At 69.9% G+C, this 14,647-nt stretch carries 14 protein-coding genes and 1 pseudogene; 6 read left to right on the top strand and 9 right to left on the bottom strand.

From position 1 onward, the window contains the following. Positions 1–3: 3 nt before the first annotated feature. Complete coding sequence (locus tag ABT154_RS19345) at positions 4–2,688, bottom strand: FHA domain-containing protein (protein WP_351858048.1); 2,685 nt, start codon at positions 2,686–2,688, stop codon at positions 4–6. A 102-nt stretch (positions 2,689–2,790) separates the two neighbouring features. On the opposite strand from ABT154_RS19345, the gene ABT154_RS19340 reads away from it, so the two are divergent. Beyond that, complete coding sequence (locus ABT154_RS19340; RefSeq protein ID WP_351858047.1) at positions 2,791–3,456, top strand: TetR/AcrR family transcriptional regulator; 666 nt, start codon at positions 2,791–2,793, stop codon at positions 3,454–3,456. On the opposite strand, the gene ABT154_RS19335 is transcribed toward ABT154_RS19340, so the two are convergent. Then, entirely contained in the window at positions 3,420–4,226 is an 807-nt protein-coding gene (locus tag ABT154_RS19335) for a class II aldolase/adducin family protein (RefSeq protein ID WP_351858046.1), read from the bottom strand. The genes ABT154_RS19340 and ABT154_RS19335 overlap by 37 nt on opposite strands. Before the next feature lie 112 nt (positions 4,227–4,338). Beyond that, entirely contained in the window at positions 4,339–5,205 is an 867-nt protein-coding gene (locus ABT154_RS19330) for a DUF3626 domain-containing protein (protein WP_351858045.1), read from the bottom strand. A 122-nt stretch (positions 5,206–5,327) separates the two neighbouring features. Here ABT154_RS19330 and ABT154_RS19325 point away from each other — a divergent pair, with 122 nt between their 5' ends. Then, positions 5,328–5,996 (top strand): ThuA domain-containing protein, encoded by a 669-nt coding sequence (locus ABT154_RS19325; protein ID WP_351858044.1) that lies wholly within the window; start codon positions 5,328–5,330, stop codon positions 5,994–5,996. Between the two features lie 139 nt (positions 5,997–6,135). Here the strand turns inward: ABT154_RS19325 and ABT154_RS19320 are convergent, their stop codons facing one another. Then, entirely contained in the window at positions 6,136–6,873 is a 738-nt protein-coding gene (locus ABT154_RS19320) for an alpha/beta hydrolase (protein ID WP_351858043.1), read from the bottom strand. A 401-nt stretch (positions 6,874–7,274) separates the two neighbouring features. Here ABT154_RS19320 and ABT154_RS19315 point away from each other — a divergent pair, with 401 nt between their 5' ends. The 3 genes and pseudogenes from ABT154_RS19315 to ABT154_RS19305 all read left to right on the top strand — a co-directional run. Then, positions 7,275–7,733 carry a MarR family winged helix-turn-helix transcriptional regulator gene (locus ABT154_RS19315; protein ID WP_351858042.1) on the top strand — a complete coding sequence of 153 codons (459 nt, stop codon included), beginning with the start codon at positions 7,275–7,277 and terminating at the stop codon, positions 7,731–7,733. A 26-nt stretch (positions 7,734–7,759) separates the two neighbouring features. Next, complete coding sequence (locus tag ABT154_RS19310) at positions 7,760–9,202, top strand: MFS transporter (RefSeq protein WP_351858041.1); 1,443 nt, start codon at positions 7,760–7,762, stop codon at positions 9,200–9,202. Between the two features lie 534 nt (positions 9,203–9,736). After that, positions 9,737–9,864, top strand: a pseudogene (locus ABT154_RS19305) (IS5/IS1182 family transposase); the annotation flags it as partial. 40 nt (positions 9,865–9,904) lie between these two features. On the opposite strand, the gene ABT154_RS19300 reads toward ABT154_RS19305, so the two are convergent. From ABT154_RS19300 to ABT154_RS19280, 5 genes are all read right to left on the bottom strand, one after another. Then, a complete protein-coding gene (locus ABT154_RS19300) occupies positions 9,905–10,675 on the bottom strand; it encodes a hypothetical protein (protein WP_351858040.1) in 771 nt (256 codons plus the stop codon). Beyond that, positions 10,659–11,888: a hypothetical protein gene (locus ABT154_RS19295; RefSeq protein ID WP_351858039.1), complete on the bottom strand. Its 1,230-nt coding sequence runs from the start codon at positions 11,886–11,888 to the stop codon at positions 10,659–10,661. The genes ABT154_RS19300 and ABT154_RS19295 overlap by 17 nt, the downstream gene beginning before the upstream one ends. Before the next feature lie 33 nt (positions 11,889–11,921). Beyond that, positions 11,922–12,245, bottom strand: coding sequence for a hypothetical protein (locus ABT154_RS19290; RefSeq protein WP_351858038.1), 324 nt, complete (start codon positions 12,243–12,245; stop codon positions 11,922–11,924). A gap of 47 nt (positions 12,246–12,292) precedes the next feature. Then, on the bottom strand, positions 12,293–12,454 hold the full coding sequence (locus tag ABT154_RS19285; RefSeq protein WP_351858037.1) for a hypothetical protein: 162 nt from the start codon (positions 12,452–12,454) through the stop codon (positions 12,293–12,295). Positions 12,455–12,594: 140 nt separating this feature from the next. Then, positions 12,595–12,978 (bottom strand): VOC family protein, encoded by a 384-nt coding sequence (locus ABT154_RS19280; RefSeq protein WP_351858036.1) that lies wholly within the window; start codon positions 12,976–12,978, stop codon positions 12,595–12,597. 235 nt (positions 12,979–13,213) lie between these two features. Here ABT154_RS19280 and ABT154_RS19275 point away from each other — a divergent pair, with 235 nt between their 5' ends. After that, positions 13,214–14,611 carry an NADP-dependent succinic semialdehyde dehydrogenase gene (locus tag ABT154_RS19275; RefSeq protein WP_351858035.1) on the top strand — a complete coding sequence of 466 codons (1,398 nt, stop codon included), beginning with the start codon at positions 13,214–13,216 and terminating at the stop codon, positions 14,609–14,611. Positions 14,612–14,647: the final 36 nt, after the last annotated feature.

Raw genomic sequence — 14,647 nt, 5'->3', positions numbered from 1 at the left:
GGCCTACCTCCGCATCACGACCGGCTCGTGGCGCCGCAGGAGCCGCGCCACGACCAGACCGAGGACGAGACAGAGCACGACCAGCATGCCCATGTCGAACAACCAGGCCTCCGCCGTGTGATGCATCAGGGGATCCGCCGTCTTCTCGCTCGGTGCGACCTTCCCGATGTCGATCGTCGCTCCCATCGCCGCGAACGCCCAGCGCGAGGGCACCAGCCAGGCCAGCTGCTCCAGGACGGGGGTGCCCCGTACCGTCAGGAGGGCGCCGCAGAACACCACCTGCACGATGGCGAGGAGGACGAGCAGTGGCATCGTCACCTCCTCCTTGCGCACGAGCGCCGACACGAACAGGCCGAGCATCATCGCGGTGAAGGCGAGCAGGGCGACGGCGAGGGTGATCTCGATGAGCGGGGGCATCAGGACGCCCTTGCCGTCGGGCACGTTCAGCGGGACGCCGATCAGGGCCACCAGGGTCAGGACCACCGACTGCACGACCGTGATCAGCCCCAGGACCACCACCTTGGAGGCGAGGTACGCGGAGCGGGACAGCCCGACGGCTCTCTCGCGCCGGTAGATCGTGCGTTCCTTGACCAGCTCGCGCACGGCGTTCGCCGCGCCCGTGAGGACCCCGCCCACACAGAGGATCAGCAGGACGTTCAACGTCGACTCGGGGTTGAAACTGCCCTCGGACAGGGCCCTGGCCATCGCGCCCATCACGAACGGCAGCGCGATCATGATGACGAGGAAGGTGCGGTCGGCGGAGAGCGCTGCCGCATATCGCCGTACGAGGGTCCGCAGCTGGGAGGACCAGCTCTGCGCCTTGGGAGGGCGTGCGGGCTCGTGGCCGACGGGGACGGCGGGACCACCGGGGGACACGGGGCTGCCGGGACTGCCGGGGGAGACAGGGGATACGGGGTTGGCGGGGACGGGAACGTCCGGGCGGGCCGTCGCGTCCGTGACGTACCGGCGGTGGAAGCCGGAGGACCGGAACTGCCCGGCCCAGTCGCGGTCCCGGTCGTTCTCGAAGGCCTCGAAGGCCTCCGGCCACTGCGCGAAACCGAAGAAGCCGAGGGCGTCCTCGGGCGGCCCGTAGTAGGCGATCCGGCCGCCCGGGGCGAGCACCAGCAGCCGGTCGCACACGTCCAGACTGAGCACGCTGTGGGTGACCACGACGACCGTCCGCCCGTCGTCCGCGAGCCCGCGCAGCATGTGCATCACGGACCTGTCCATGCCCGGGTCGAGGCCGGAGGTCGGCTCGTCGAGGAAGAGGAGCGACGGCTTGGTGAGCAGTTCGAGGGCGACGCTCACCCGCTTGCGCTGGCCGCCGGAGAGACTGTGGATCGGCTGGTCCGCACGCTCCACGAGCCCCAGCTCGCGGATCACCTCGTCCACCCGCGCCTGCCGCTCGGCGCGCACGGTGTCCTCGGGGAAGCGCAGCTCGGCGGCGTAGCCGAGGGCGCGGCGCACGGTGAGCTGGAGGTGCAGGATGTCGTCCTGCGGGACGAGCCCGATGCGCTGCCGCAGCTCGGCGTAGTCCCGGTACAGGTCACGTCCGTCGTAGAGCACGGTGCCCCGGTCGGCGGGACGCTGGCCGGTGAGCGCGCCGAGGAGCGTCGACTTTCCGGCGCCGGACGGCCCGACGACGGCGAGCAGGCACTTCTCGCCCACCGGGAACGACACCTCGTCGAGGAGCGTGCGGCGACCGTGGTCGACGGTGACGGCGAGCGACCGTACGTCGAGGGACACCTCGCCGGTGTCGGTGAACTCGACGAGCTGTCCGCCGATCAGGCAGAACGCGGAGCGCCCGATGCCGACGATGTCGGCCGGTGTCACGCGGGCGTCGACGACGGGGCGGCCGTTGAGGAAGGTGCCGTTGTGGCTGCCGAGGTCGTGGATCCAGTACGTGCCGTCCGGGTGCGCGCGGAGCTCGGCGTGGCGCCGGGAGACGACCAGGTCGGAGACGACGAGGTCGTTGTCGGAGGCACGTCCGATACGGATGCTGTGGGCCGGCAACGGCCGCACGGAGGTCGGCCGCCGGAAGGTGCCGGTGGCGCCGGGATGGGCGACGGAGGGAGGTGGGGCGGGTTGGCGTTCTCGGGCTACGGCGGGGGCGGGGGGCTCGGGAGGCTGTAGGTCGGGGGCGACCGGGGGAGGGTGGAATTCGGGCTCCACGGGGGCGCTGGGGGCCTCGGGTTCCGCGGACGCGCGCCGGGCATCGGGTCCTGCCGGGGAGCTGCTTGCGTCGGGCTCTGCCGGGGCCTGACTTGCCACGGGCTCTGCCGGCGCTCGCCGGGCCTCGGGCTCCACCGGCGCTTTCCCGGCCTCGGGTGTCGCCGGCGCTCCCCTGGCCTCGGGTTCCGCCGGCGCGCTCGCCGAAAGCACCGCGCGGGGGCCGTCCGCCGGATGCCCGAACCGTACGACCGTCCCGGGGCCGACCTCCCGCGCCCCGGCCACCCGCGTACCGTCCGTGAAGGTTCCGTTCGTGCTGCCCTCGTCGGTCAGGGTCCAGCGGGCGCCCACGGCGCCGAGCACCGCGTGGTGCCAGGACGCCCGGGCGTCCGCCAGCACGACATCGCTGGTGGGGTCGCGCCCGATGCGATAGACGCGGCTCGGGTTCATGCGCGTTGCGTCCCCGTCGATCTCGAGGACCAGATCAGGCGCCGCGGGCGCGACGGGTCGCTCTCCCATGCATGAATTTTATCCGCCGGCGCTCTTCCCTGCCCGGGATGCGAGCGCCGGTAGGGTGGGCGTCCGCCGCGGGACGCGGCCCTGACGAAGGAGGAGGCACCCGTGCCGAAAGGTGTCACCAGGCGGCGGCCCCGTACCCGCGCGGCGCTTCTGAGGGCCGCCCTGGAGACCTTCGCCGAGCACGGCTTCCACGCGACGACGATCGAGCAGATCTGCGAGCGCGCCGGATACACGCGGGGGGCGTACTACTCGAACTTCGCCAGCAAGGAAGAACTCTTCCTCGCCCTGTTCGACGAGCACAGCGACCGGACGGTGCGGAGGCTCGCGGAGTCGATCGACGCGCTGACGGCGGAGGAGTACACCCTGACCCGGCTCGCGGAACTCGCCGCCCGCGTCGAACCGGATGAGCGGGACTGGTACCTGGTCACCACGGAGTTCACCCTGCACGCGATCCGTGACCCGCAGGCCGCTTGGGTGCTGGCGCGCCACGACGAGCGGCTGCGGGCCGAGATCGCCCGTGGTCTCACCCTCGTCCTGCGCCGGGCGGGACGCGAACTGACCGTGGACGCCGACCGGTTCGCGCGGCTCCTGATCGCCCTGCGCGAGGGCGGACTCGCGCAGAGCTATGTGGAACCGGCGGAGCTGCCGCCCGGCACTCTGGAACGACAGTTCCTCGCGCCGCTCCTGGAGGTGTCCACGAGGGAGGTCCCGGGCGGCCCGACCGCGAACGGTCAGTCGAACAGATCCGGGTCGGACGCGGTGATCTGATCCCACAGGGGGCGCGCCTGGAACCAGCCGGCCAGGTGGCCGCCGATCTGCTCCCGGGTGAGCAGCGCGGTCTCGCGGTCGATCAGCTGCGGGGTGCCCGCGGCCATCGCGAGCAGCTGTGCCTGGCAGGAACGCTCCATGGTGACGAACCACCAGACGGCCTCGGCGACGGAGTGTCCGACCGTCAGCAGGCCGTGGTTCTTGAGGATGACCGCCTTGTGGTCGCCGAGGGCCTTGGCGACGCGCTCGCCCTCCTCGGTCTCGTTCACGACGCCCCGGTAGTCGTCGTAGACGCCGTGGTCCTCGAAGAACGCACAGGCGTCCTGGGTGATCGGGTCGAGGGGGATGCCCAGGCTGGAGAACGCCTTGCCGTGCAGGGAGTGCGAGTGCGCGGCGGCGATGGCGTCGGGCCGGGCGGCGTGGACGCGCGAGTGGATGACGAACGCGGCCCGGTTCACGGGCCGGCGCCCTTCGAGGACGGTCCCCTCGTGGTCGACCAGGATCAGGTCGGAGGTCTTGATCTGGGTGAAGCTCATCCCGAACGGGTTGACCCAGAAGGCGTTCGGGTCGCCGGGATCGCGGACGGTGATGTGCCCGGCGACGCCCTCGGAGAAGCCGAACCGGCCGAAGATCCGGAATCCGGCGGCGAGTTGCTCCTTGCGGTAGGCGCGCTCCTCCTCGACGGACCCGAAGGCGGGAGGCAGCGGAAGGACGGCCCCCTCGGGCAGCGGCCCGACGGCGGCGGCGAGCGCGGGCGGAACGGTGCTCATGACGGCTCCTCGAAGAGAGGTGGGACATGACGGGGGCAGTGGGTGCAGCGCGCCAAAAGATACAGAGGCGTATCCGATACGACAATGGATCGAGGAACGGTCGGGCAGCCGGTCAGCCGGAGTCCGGCGCCCCGAACCGGGCCAAGCAGTGCCACACCCGCTTCACGTCCTGGGGGTCGTACCGCCCGGACCCGGCCGCCTCCTGCACGATCCGGGGGTCGAGCCACCCGTCGACGGAGATGCGGGCGGCGAGTTCCACGTACCGCCGACCGCGGAATCCGGGGTGCTGTCGCAGCACGTCGACGGACACCCGAAAGCCGCGGTGCCACTCGACGGGACAGGGCAGCTGGCGCGAGGCCGCCTCCACCTCCGTACCCCGGTGGCTCGGATCGAGCACCAGGGCCTCCACGTCGCGCCCGATCACGACGGGGCCGTGGATCTGCGCCTCGATGTAGTCGTCCAGCGGGTCCTGGTCGTCGGCCTCCGCGAGCGAGATCAGGTTCATCCGGGAGGCGACGCCGAAGTGGGTGGGTTCGAGGTAGCTGTCGGGGTAGCAGAAGGTCGCCCGCTGGAGGGTGGCGGCGGCCAGGCGCAGATGGGCGGAGCCGAAGCGGGGTGCGGCGCCGACGGGCCGGCGGCGGAAGTCGAGGGCGCCGTAGACGGGACGGGAGTCGGCGGGGGCCTGGTCGTAGGCCGCACCGAAGATGCGGCTCTCCCAGCGGTGGCGGTCCCCGCCGGGGTGGGCGGTGAGGCCTCCGTTGCTGGTGCCGGTGACGAACTGGGAACGGTAGACCCCGTCGTCGGCGAGCAGGGGGAGGAAGTGCGGGTGGAAGTTCAGGGTGACCCGCAGGGACGGATCGAGCGGATCGCCGTCGGCGCGCGCGGCCACATGGGCGAGGGCGCGTCGCGCGTGGGCGTGGGTTTGGGAGGGAGTGTCCGCCGGGTCGTGCCGCGGTGTCCCGGGTGGCTTCGTCGTCATGGGGCAGTGTGCCGGACGGCGGGGCTTGCGGCCCAGTGATTTCGGTGGCTACGGTCACGCGGGGGCAAGCGCTTGCTGTCCGACTGCTCCGCCCCGTCCGGCCCCAGCTTGGAGTGCACCGCGTGCCCACCCCAGACGTCCTGATCTACACCCGAACCGCCGGCTACCGCCACGACTCGATCCCGGACGGCGCCGTCGCGCTCACCGAGCTGGCGGGGGAACTCGGACGCCCGGCCGAGGTCACCGAGGACCCGGGCGCGTTCACCCCGGGGCGACTGGCCCGGTGCGCGGTCGTCGTGCTGCTGTCCACGACCGGGAACGTCCTGACCGCCGAAGGGCGTGCCGCGTTCGAGTCGTACCTGAGGGGCGGCGGCGCGCTGCTCGCCGTGCACGCGGCGGCCAACGCCGAGCCGGACTGGCCCTTCTACGGCCGGCTCCTCGGCACCCGCTTCGCCGGCCACCCGGAGATCCAGCGCGGAACGGTACTGGTCGACGCCCACGACCACCCGGCGACAGCCCCGCTCCCGGAACGCTGGACGTGGACGGACGAGTGGTACAACTTCACGTCCGACCCCAGGGAGGGTGAAGTCCCGGGCGTGCGGGTCCTCGCCCGAGCCGACGAGACCACCTACCGGGGCGGGACCCACGGCGAAGACCACCCGCTCGTCTGGTGCCGCCAACTGGACCGGGGCCGCGTCTTCTTCACGGCCCTCGGCCACGCCTCGGAAACCTATCGAACCCCCCTCTTCCGGGCCCACTTGAAGGGCGCTCTGACCTGGCTGACGGCGTAGGCGCAAGGCAATGGGGCCCCTGCCGAGGTGGCAGGGGCCCGTGGTGCTCAGCGTCGAGGAGAACCGGGGCCCGTCCTGGACGAATGGCATCCTGGCCGCCGGGGTCGCCTACCGTCTGCTGCCGCCCGACGGCCCGGTCTCACCTCAGGTGCCGGGCGAAGAACCGGGCGCCGGGGTCGAGTTCGAACTGCGGGACGCCGGTGTGCCCGCCCATGTTGGCGTGCAGCGTCTTCTCCCTGGAGCCGAAGGCGTCGAACAGGTCCAGGGCGGCCTGCCGGTCGTTTCCTTCGTCGTCCCACTGCAGCAGGACGTGCAGCGGAATGGTGACCTGGCGGGCCTCCTCGAACATGACGGCGGGCACGAGACTCCCGGCGAAGAACCCGGCGGCCACGATGCGAGGTTCGACCACCGCGAGGCGGACACCGATGGAGATCACGCCTCCCTCGTACCCGACCGGGCCGCCGACCTCGGGCAGAGCGAGGAGGGCGTCCAGGGCCGCCTGCCATTCCGGGACCGCCTTGTCGACGAGCGGGAGGACGAGCGCGTCGATGATCTCGTCGCTGACGGGCTCACCGGCCTCCATCGCCCGGCGCAGGTCGGCGCGGGCCTCCTCGGTGGCGTCCCAACGGGGCCGGTCACCGCTCCCGGGAAGCTCGATGGTGGCCGAGGCGAAGCCGTACTCCGCGGCGTAGTACCGGGCCCGCCCGGCCAGCCGCGGGTACATCCGGCTCAGTCCGAGAGGGGGGTGGCCGATCAGGATCAGCGGCACCGGTTCGGACGAGGAGGCGGGCGTCCACAGGATGCCGGGGATCTCGCCGAGGGTGAGTTCGCGCTCGAGGACGCCGTCGTCGAGGCGCCGTTCAGAAGTGAAGTGCATGGTCGTGCCTTTCGGGAGAGCTCATGTACGGCGCTCCCGGACGACCTACCGCCCGACCGTGACCCCGGAGGGGAGCACCCATGTCGATACTGCGTTCACGGGTACCACCTCCTCGTTCTCTCACACGGCCTCCGGAAACGTAGCAGTGGCAGCGGTGGTCCGCCAAGCGGGCTTTCGGGGCTCCGTGACGGGACGGCACGGAGCCCGAACACCATGTCGTCAGCAGCCGAATATCGTCACGGCCTCCATGCCCTCGCGGGCGGCGCCCCAAGGCGGTGAGATCTGGAAGTCGTCGCCGACCCGTGGCATGTCGGGCCGAGGTCCCGATGGTCGCGATCGAGATACCGAACCCCAATCCCGAGATGCATAAAAGGTTCATATAAAGTTGCTATGCTTCAGGTATGAGTCGCCGAGACGCCGCGCACGGCGCTTCCGATGCCATCGGGTCAGCCCTCTACGGTCTGGCCACCAGGGCCGTGAGACGCCTTCCCCGCGACATGAGCCTGACGTCCGCCACCACCTTGGCCACCCTGGACAAGACCGGCCCGCGACGGATCACCGATCTGGCGGTGGCCGAGGGCGTCACCCAGCCCGCGATGACCGTCCTGGTCCGGGTGATGGAGGAATCCGGGCTGGTCGAGCGGAAGGGCGATCCCTCCGACAAGCGGGTCACGCTGGTGTGCCTGACCGACGCCGGCGCGTCGTACGTCCGGACGCGACGCCAGGCTGGTGTCGACGCGTACGCGCGGTTGATCGACGAACTCACCGGTGACGAGGTCGAGGCCTTGGCAGCAGCCCTTCCGGCGCTGCTGCATCTGGCAGAGCTCGAAAGCCACGCCCGAGAGGAGTCGGACCGGTGACCGAGTCCCAGGCTCATGACCAGCCCATGAGCACTGCCCTGATACGTTTCGAGGCACGTCTGCTGGTCCCCGCTCTGGTGTTCATCGCCCTGGTCGTGGCGGCGGTCGCCAGCCTCGGGACGCCGCTCATCACCAGCGTGGCGACCACGTTCCACGTCTCCCTCGACAGCGCGCAGTGGACGCTGACCATCGCCCTGCTCAGCGGCGCCGTCGCCACCCCCGTCCTCGGCCGGCTCGGCGCCGGCCCGCACCGGCGGGCCACGATTCTCGCCACGCTGGCGATCGTCGTCGTCGGCAGCGTGCTCACCGTGCTGCCGCTGCCGTTCGCCTGGCTTCTCGTGGGCAGGGCGGCCCAGGGCGTCGGACTCGGTCTCACGGCGCTGATGATGGGCGTGGCCCGCGACCATCTTCCCGAGGAGCGCAGCGCGGCCACGATCGCCCTGATCTCAGTGGTCTCCATCATCGGAGCCGGCGTCGGCTACCCGCTGGCCGCGCTGCTCGCCGAGTTCGGCGGACTGCGGGCCGCCTACGGCCTCGGACTGCTCGTCACCGCGATCGCCTTCGTGACCGCGTGGCGCTCCATGCCCGCAGCTCCCGAAGGCCGCTCCGCTCACGTGAACGTGGCCGGCGCGCTCGTCCTGGCGGGAGGACTGCTCCTCGTCCTGTTCCTGGCCGGCGAGAGGAGCCTGTGGAGCCGACACCTCGCCGTGGCGGTGACCCTTGCCGTCGCCGCCGTACTCCTGCTCTGCGCCTGGACCGTTTCCGAACTGCGAACCAGGACGCCGCTGATCGACGTCCGGGCGGTACGGCACCCGGCGGTCGCCGGGGCGAACATCGCCATGTTCGTCGGCGGGTGCGGCATGTACCTCCTGCTCACGCTCATCACCCGCTACGCGCAGACGCCGCACAGCGCCGGCTACGGCTTCGGACTGACCACCTTCGTGGCGGGGCTGGTCCTCATCCCGTTCTCCGTGCTGGGGTTCGTCGCCGGCAAGCTCACGCCGCGGGTCCGCGAACGGATCGACGGCCCCCTGCTCCTGGCCGGCAGCGCCGCCATCGTCGGCGGCGGGTTCGTCCTGTTCGCCACCGCCCGGTCCAACCTGGCCGAACTGCTCGCGGCCATGGGGGTGCTGGGCTTCGGCGTCGGCAGCTTCTCGGCCGCCATGCCCGGCGTCATCCTGGCCGTCACGCCCAAGAGCGAGACGTCGAGCGCCATGAGCTTCAACTACGTCGTCCGCAGCGTCGGATACTCCCTGGGCAGCGCCGTCGGCGGTCTGGTCCTGGCCGCCGGCACCGACACGGGTCGCCTCTTCCCGGACGAGGACGCCTACACGACCGCGGCGCTGGTCGGCGTGGCCGCGATGGCGATCACGACGACGGCCTGCCTCGCCCTCGCCCGCCGACGCTCACCCGAGACCGATCCGAACACCGGCACGGGTGAGGTCCGAAGGCCCATGGTGAGGGCGTGAGCTGGCGGTTTGCCTGACGGTACGGTCGGAGGGTGGAGTCGAAGAGGGTGAGCGCGTGTCCGCTGCACGGGGCCGGTGTGCGCCCTGACCACCTGGTCGGGCGGCGTCTTGAGCAAGTGGTCGCCTCGTGGCACGTGTACGGCGCGGAGGTGCCCTCCGGCCCGCTGGACGTGTGGCTGATCGACAGTGGGGCGGACGCCACGCACATCACGACAGGTTCGGACCGGCGTGTGATCGTGGAAAGGCGGGTCCCTCGCGGGATACGACATGGCGGAGCCAGGTCACGTCGAAGTGCCGCCGATCAGCGGCGAGACCCCGTTCGCGGACCACCTCGGTGAGACGGTACTGGCAGTCAGTCAAGAGGGCGGAGCCTCGGACAGCGGGCGGGTCGCGCTGGAAATCACCTTCGTCTCCGGCCGTGTCCGGTGCGAGACCCGGTCCGGAGATCTCCACCTGTCCAGTGAGTGATCAGCCCGCCAGCACCTGTGCGAACGGTGTGAGGCTGGAGTGATCACGGCGCCGCAGTCGTCCTGGATGGCCCCGTTCACCCGGCTGAGCCTGCGAGCCTTTGGGATCTGGTGAACGTGCTGCGGCGCGAGGGTGAGGCTGTGGTTCGCATGGGTCGGCCCTGGAGTCTTCTGCTGGAGGACCGGGCACGGTTGGCCGAGCGGTTGTCGTAGACGCTGACACTCGCGACGAGGTTCAGGCGGGTGGCATGAGGTCGCTCTCGCTGATCGTGTACGTCAGCGGGGGGTAGGCGAATTCTGTTTCGTTGTTCTCGCGGCGTCGGAGGCTGTAGAACTCGCGTCTCTGGTCATCGTCGGCCGGCGTGAGGCGCGTGCCCCGTGGGAGGTATGTGTGGCCGTCGCCGTATCGGACGAAGGTTCTTGATGTTCGGAAGGTGACACCCAGCCATTGGTTGCCCGTCGTCCTCGCCGATGCGTCCAGGACTATTTTGTGCCTGAGTCGCCTGTTCGAGGCGACAGAGAAAGCTACGAAACCGTTGTGGGCGAGGGGGATCTCGAACTTCTCGCCATCGGGCCCCTTCGATTCGAAGATGAGCTTCCTCGACGGGCTCGCTTCGGGGCGCTCGTAGCAGGAGAATACGGCGATATACGATTCCGTGGCCAGATCGAGGGCTTGGTCGGAGTGGCTGCCCATGGTTGTGTAGGCGTTCGTGTAGCTCTCGATGAGGGCGTTGTTGAAGCCGATCGGAAGTGCCGCACGTTCTTGAATCTGTTGCGCGAGCCGTTCATGCACCGTTTGGAAGCGCTGTGCCGGGTTGGCGTATTGGGTGGTAGTACGTACGAGAGGCACGCCACCCACCTCGTCGGTCTTGGCCAGGACGGCGCCTTGCCGGCCTTTGCCTGTGTCCTCCAGTCGAGCCGACGCGGACAGCTCCGCGAAGAGATTATCCTCGGTTGGCAGAGTGTAGGAGATGATCTCGTCCGAGATCCTAGATTCGGGGGGCAACGTAGTCTCCGGTGTTCATGCTGAAGGAAAACTTGTCGCCGTAGTCGACGAAGGACGAGGTCCTGTTCTCCTCGGCGTACAGTCTGCGCAGCTCGTTCATGCCGTCCGGGGTGGGCGGCCCCAGTTTCACCAGATCTCCGCCCGTTTTCAGGAACGTGTGGCCGTTCTTGTGAATGGCTTCCGCGCTCGAACAGCGCACCACGTATCCCAGGCGGGTCGGAAGCAACTCGGCGTCCAACGGCGAGGGCCTGATTTCGTGCGTATACAGGCGGTTGGTGGACAACGGCATGAAGAAGACGGAGCCGGGGTAGAGGGTCAGGGTGAACTGTGCGGGGAGCGCGACCCCTTCGCGTTCCTTGGTCGGCTCCTTGAGGCGGAAGTGGAGTCCGGTCAGACCGCTGGCACTCTTCACGCCGTAGTCGAAGGCGTCGTCGGCCAAGGGACGCAGCCTTTCGAGCCGGTCGTAGAAGGTACAGAAGGCCATGATGCCGTTGGCGGGCATGTCCTTGGTCTTGTCGGCGTGGGCCGAGATCTTGGCCTTGGACTCTTTGCGCTCAGTCGTGGCAAGGGTGTTGTGGTAGATCTGGGCGAGAACGTGATTCAGCGGTGCCTGGTTCCGGAAGACGGCCGCGGCCTCGCGGTTCAGGGCCTCGACGATGTCCGTGTCGGTCGGACCGAAGCTCTCGGTCGGCCCCGAGAGATTCGTGGAGCAGCGGAGCAGGCGGAAATGCAGTTCGTCATCGTTCTGTGTGACGGGCGTCAGATAGATTCCGCTGCGGTGGGCCGTTCCGGGTTTGGTGGACTCCGTCAGGGACTGGAACGTGTGCTCCGTACGGATCCGTCCGAAGTGATCGGCGTCGAGTCCGAAGAAGCGGCGATAGTACACCCCTACGCCATGTATGTGGAGGGGAACCCGGCCGAGGCCGACGGGAGTCCAGGGTTCTTCGGCGCCCTCGTGGAAACCGTGTGAGAGCTCCCGGATCGCGAATACCCGCGCAGCCGCTCGCAGTTGGTTGCTGCTGATCCCGGATACGTCGCCACACAGGTAGACGGTCTTCTGCGCGAGGTCATGCGCACCGGAAGCAAGGTCCTCCGGCGTGATGACAGTCCCGAAGAAGTCCCTGATCAAGTCATTGTCCTGCGGCATCGAAGGCGCAACCAAGATGTTGCTCGCATCCTCGATGCAGGCTTCCGCCGGTTCTGTCGTGCGCATCAGATCGAGTCCCTGACCGGAGTGTGGCCGTCGTCAGTCACAGGTACGGAAAACCTCTTGAGGCCCGTACTCCCGGGCCGTCGCGATCCTCGCCCGTACCGCTTCCAGCAGGGCTTCCAGGCCCTGCGCCCGCTGCCATTCCTCGGCCGAGTGGTGCCATGTGTGCTGTGTCGACCGGGCTTCGGGCGTACCTTCGGCGATCACGACGGTCCGCCGCCCCTTTCGGTCGGGGCCCGTGACCCACAGGTCCATGTTCCTGATGTGGAACCGCTTCGGATTGCTGCCGAAGACCTCCAGGATCCGGCCGTCGAACGTGTAGAACTCTCTGCCTGCCCTGGCCGTGGTCTCCTCGGTCATGGGGCGACGCTACACACGGGGACCCACAGCTGTCAGGCCCCCGCCAGTCAGCAGGTTCCGTTGCCGCTCCCGCCGCCGGAGGCCGGCGACGGCTCTTGCGGACGTCGCGCCCCGAACTGCTCGAAGTCCGACCGCAGGTTGATGTAGTCGAGCGCGACTCCCACGCCGCGAGCGACCCACTGAACCGTCCTCATCAGGACCTCGTCCACGTCATCCTCCTTCTACGGCATGTGTTCCCCCTTCAGAATCCGCTCCGGCCCGGAAGGTCGTGCGGTCGTCGCAGGGCAAGGGGGCGGCGTCGCGCGCCCGTGTCGTGGCTCGCCGCGGCGCGGTCCCGGGACAGCCGTCGTCACATCGGTCGGATCCGGGTGCGCAGGAGGCAGAACTCATTGCCTTCCGGGTCCGCCAGCACGTGCCAGCTCTCCGTGCCCGTCTGGCCCACGTCGGCCCGCCTCGCACCGAGTGCGAGCAGCCGCTGCAGCTCGGCGTCCTGGTCGCGGTCGGTGGGATTCACGTCGATGTGCAGTCGGAGCTTCCCGGTGCGAGGACTGCTGCTCGGGCTCAGGACGAGGGTCGGCTGCGGGCCGCCGAAACCCACCTCGGGCGGACCGATCTCGATGCTCCCGTCGTCCTCCCGGCCCAGTTCGACGTAGCCGAGGACCTGGCTCCAGAACACCGCCAGCTTCTCGGGGTCGGCGGCGTCGACGATCAACTCGCTGATACGGCATGCCATGGTCGTGAGTGTACGGAGACGAGCAGGCGCGGGGGCGTCCGTGGCCCGGCGGCCCGCCCGCCCGGCGGCCCGCCCGCCCGGCGGCCCGCCGGCCCGAGCCCAGCTCCCCGCCCCCGCCCAGCACCTCACCCGCCCCCCAGCCCTCTCAAGTCACCCCACCGCCCCACCCCTGTTGCGCCCCGCCCCGCTTCGCGCGAAGTTGCACTCGGGGGCCGATGGCAGGAGGAGACGCGTCATGGGCATCGCCACCGTGAACCCCGCGACCGGCGAGACACTGCGTACGTACGAGGCCCACTCGCCCGAGGAGGTCGAGCGGCGGATCGCCGCCTCCCACGAGGCGTACCGCCAGTACCGCACCACTTCGTTCGCCGAGCGCGCCCGCCTCATGCGCGCCGCCGCCACGCTCCTCGACGAGGACAACGAGGACATCGCCCGCACCATGACCGTCGAGATGGGCAAACCCCTCGTCGCCGCCCGCGCCGAGGCCGCCAAGTGCGCCAAGGCCATGCGCTGGTACGCCCGCAACGCCGAGCAGCTGCTCGCCGACGAGCACCCCGCCGAGAGCGACGTCCAGGACTCCGGCGCGGACATCGCCCGCGTCCACTACCGGCCCCTCGGTCCCATCCTCGCCGTCATGCCCTGGAACTTCCCGCTCTGGCAGGTGATCCGCTTCGCCGCGCCCGCGCTCATGGCCGGCAATACCGGCCTCCTCAAGCACGCCTCCAACGTGCCGAGGACCGCGCTCTACCTCGGGGACCTCTTCCGCCGCGCCGGATACCCCGAGGGCTGCTTCCAGGCCCTGCTGATCGGCGCGCGCGACGTAGAAGGTGTTCTGCGGGACTCCAGGGTCGTCGCCGCCACCCTTACCGGCAGCGAGCCCGCCGGCCGGGCTGTCGCCGCTGTCGCCGGCGACGAAGTGAAGAAGACCGTCCTGGAGCTCGGCGGCAGCGACCCGTTCATCGTCATGCCCTCCGCCGACATCGTCGCGGCCGTCAAGACCGCCGTCACCGCCCGCGTCCAGAACAACGGGCAGTCGTGCATCGCCGCCAAGCGGTTCATCGTCCACCAGGACGTCTACGACGACTTCTCCGAGCGCTTCACCGCCGCCATGAACGCCCTCACCGTCGGTAACCCGCTCGACGAGTCCACCGACGTCGGCCCCCTCGCCACCGAACAGGGCAGGACCGATCTGGAGACGCTCGTCGACGACGCGGTACGGCTCGGCGCCACCGTCCTGTGCGGCGGCCACCGGCCCGAGGAACCCCACCTCCGGAACGGCTGGTACTACCGGCCCACCGTCCTCACCGGCATCACCCCCGGGATGCGGATCCACCAGGAGGAGACCTTCGGTCCGGTCGCCACCGTCTACCCCGTGAGCGACATCGAGGAGGCCGTCACCGTCGCCAACGACTCGCCGTTCGGCCTCAGTTCCAACGTGTGGACCCGGTCGCCCGAGGACGTCGCCTTCTTCGTCCGCGACCTGGAGGCCGGCGGCGTCTTCGTCAACGGCATGACCGCCTCCCACCCCGCGCTCCCCTTCGGCGGGATCAAGCGCTCCGGGTACGGGCGTGAGCTGTCCGGCCACGGCATCCGCGAGTTCTGCAACGCGACCACGGTCTGGCAGCGCGCCTGACACCCGGGAAATCCCCAGGTATTCCCAGACACCCCG

The organism is Streptomyces sp. NPDC001728 (assembly GCF_040297565.1).
In the GTDB taxonomy this organism is placed as follows: domain Bacteria; phylum Actinomycetota; class Actinomycetes; order Streptomycetales; family Streptomycetaceae; genus Streptomyces.
This window is presented reverse-complemented; position numbering and strand designations above follow the sequence as displayed.

Excerpts from the sequence above, each read along its gene's own strand:
- ABT154_RS19345 (WP_351858048.1), bottom strand. The coding sequence starts at position 2,688 with ATGGGAGAGCGACCCGTCGCGCCCGCGGCGCCTGATCTGGTCCTCGAG.
- ABT154_RS19335 (WP_351858046.1), bottom strand. The coding sequence starts at position 4,226 with ATGAGCACCGTTCCGCCCGCGCTCGCCGCCGCCGTCGGGCCGCTGCCC.
- ABT154_RS19330 (WP_351858045.1), bottom strand. The coding sequence starts at position 5,205 with ATGACGACGAAGCCACCCGGGACACCGCGGCACGACCCGGCGGACACT.
- ABT154_RS19320 (WP_351858043.1), bottom strand. The coding sequence starts at position 6,873 with ATGCACTTCACTTCTGAACGGCGCCTCGACGACGGCGTCCTCGAGCGC.
- ABT154_RS19315 (WP_351858042.1), top strand. The coding sequence starts at position 7,275 with ATGAGTCGCCGAGACGCCGCGCACGGCGCTTCCGATGCCATCGGGTCA.
- ABT154_RS19310 (WP_351858041.1), top strand. The coding sequence starts at position 7,760 with ATGAGCACTGCCCTGATACGTTTCGAGGCACGTCTGCTGGTCCCCGCT.
- ABT154_RS19295 (WP_351858039.1), bottom strand. The coding sequence starts at position 11,888 with ATGCGCACGACAGAACCGGCGGAAGCCTGCATCGAGGATGCGAGCAAC.
- ABT154_RS19290 (WP_351858038.1), bottom strand. The coding sequence starts at position 12,245 with ATGACCGAGGAGACCACGGCCAGGGCAGGCAGAGAGTTCTACACGTTC.
- ABT154_RS19280 (WP_351858036.1), bottom strand. The coding sequence starts at position 12,978 with ATGGCATGCCGTATCAGCGAGTTGATCGTCGACGCCGCCGACCCCGAG.
- ABT154_RS19275 (WP_351858035.1), top strand. The coding sequence starts at position 13,214 with ATGGGCATCGCCACCGTGAACCCCGCGACCGGCGAGACACTGCGTACG.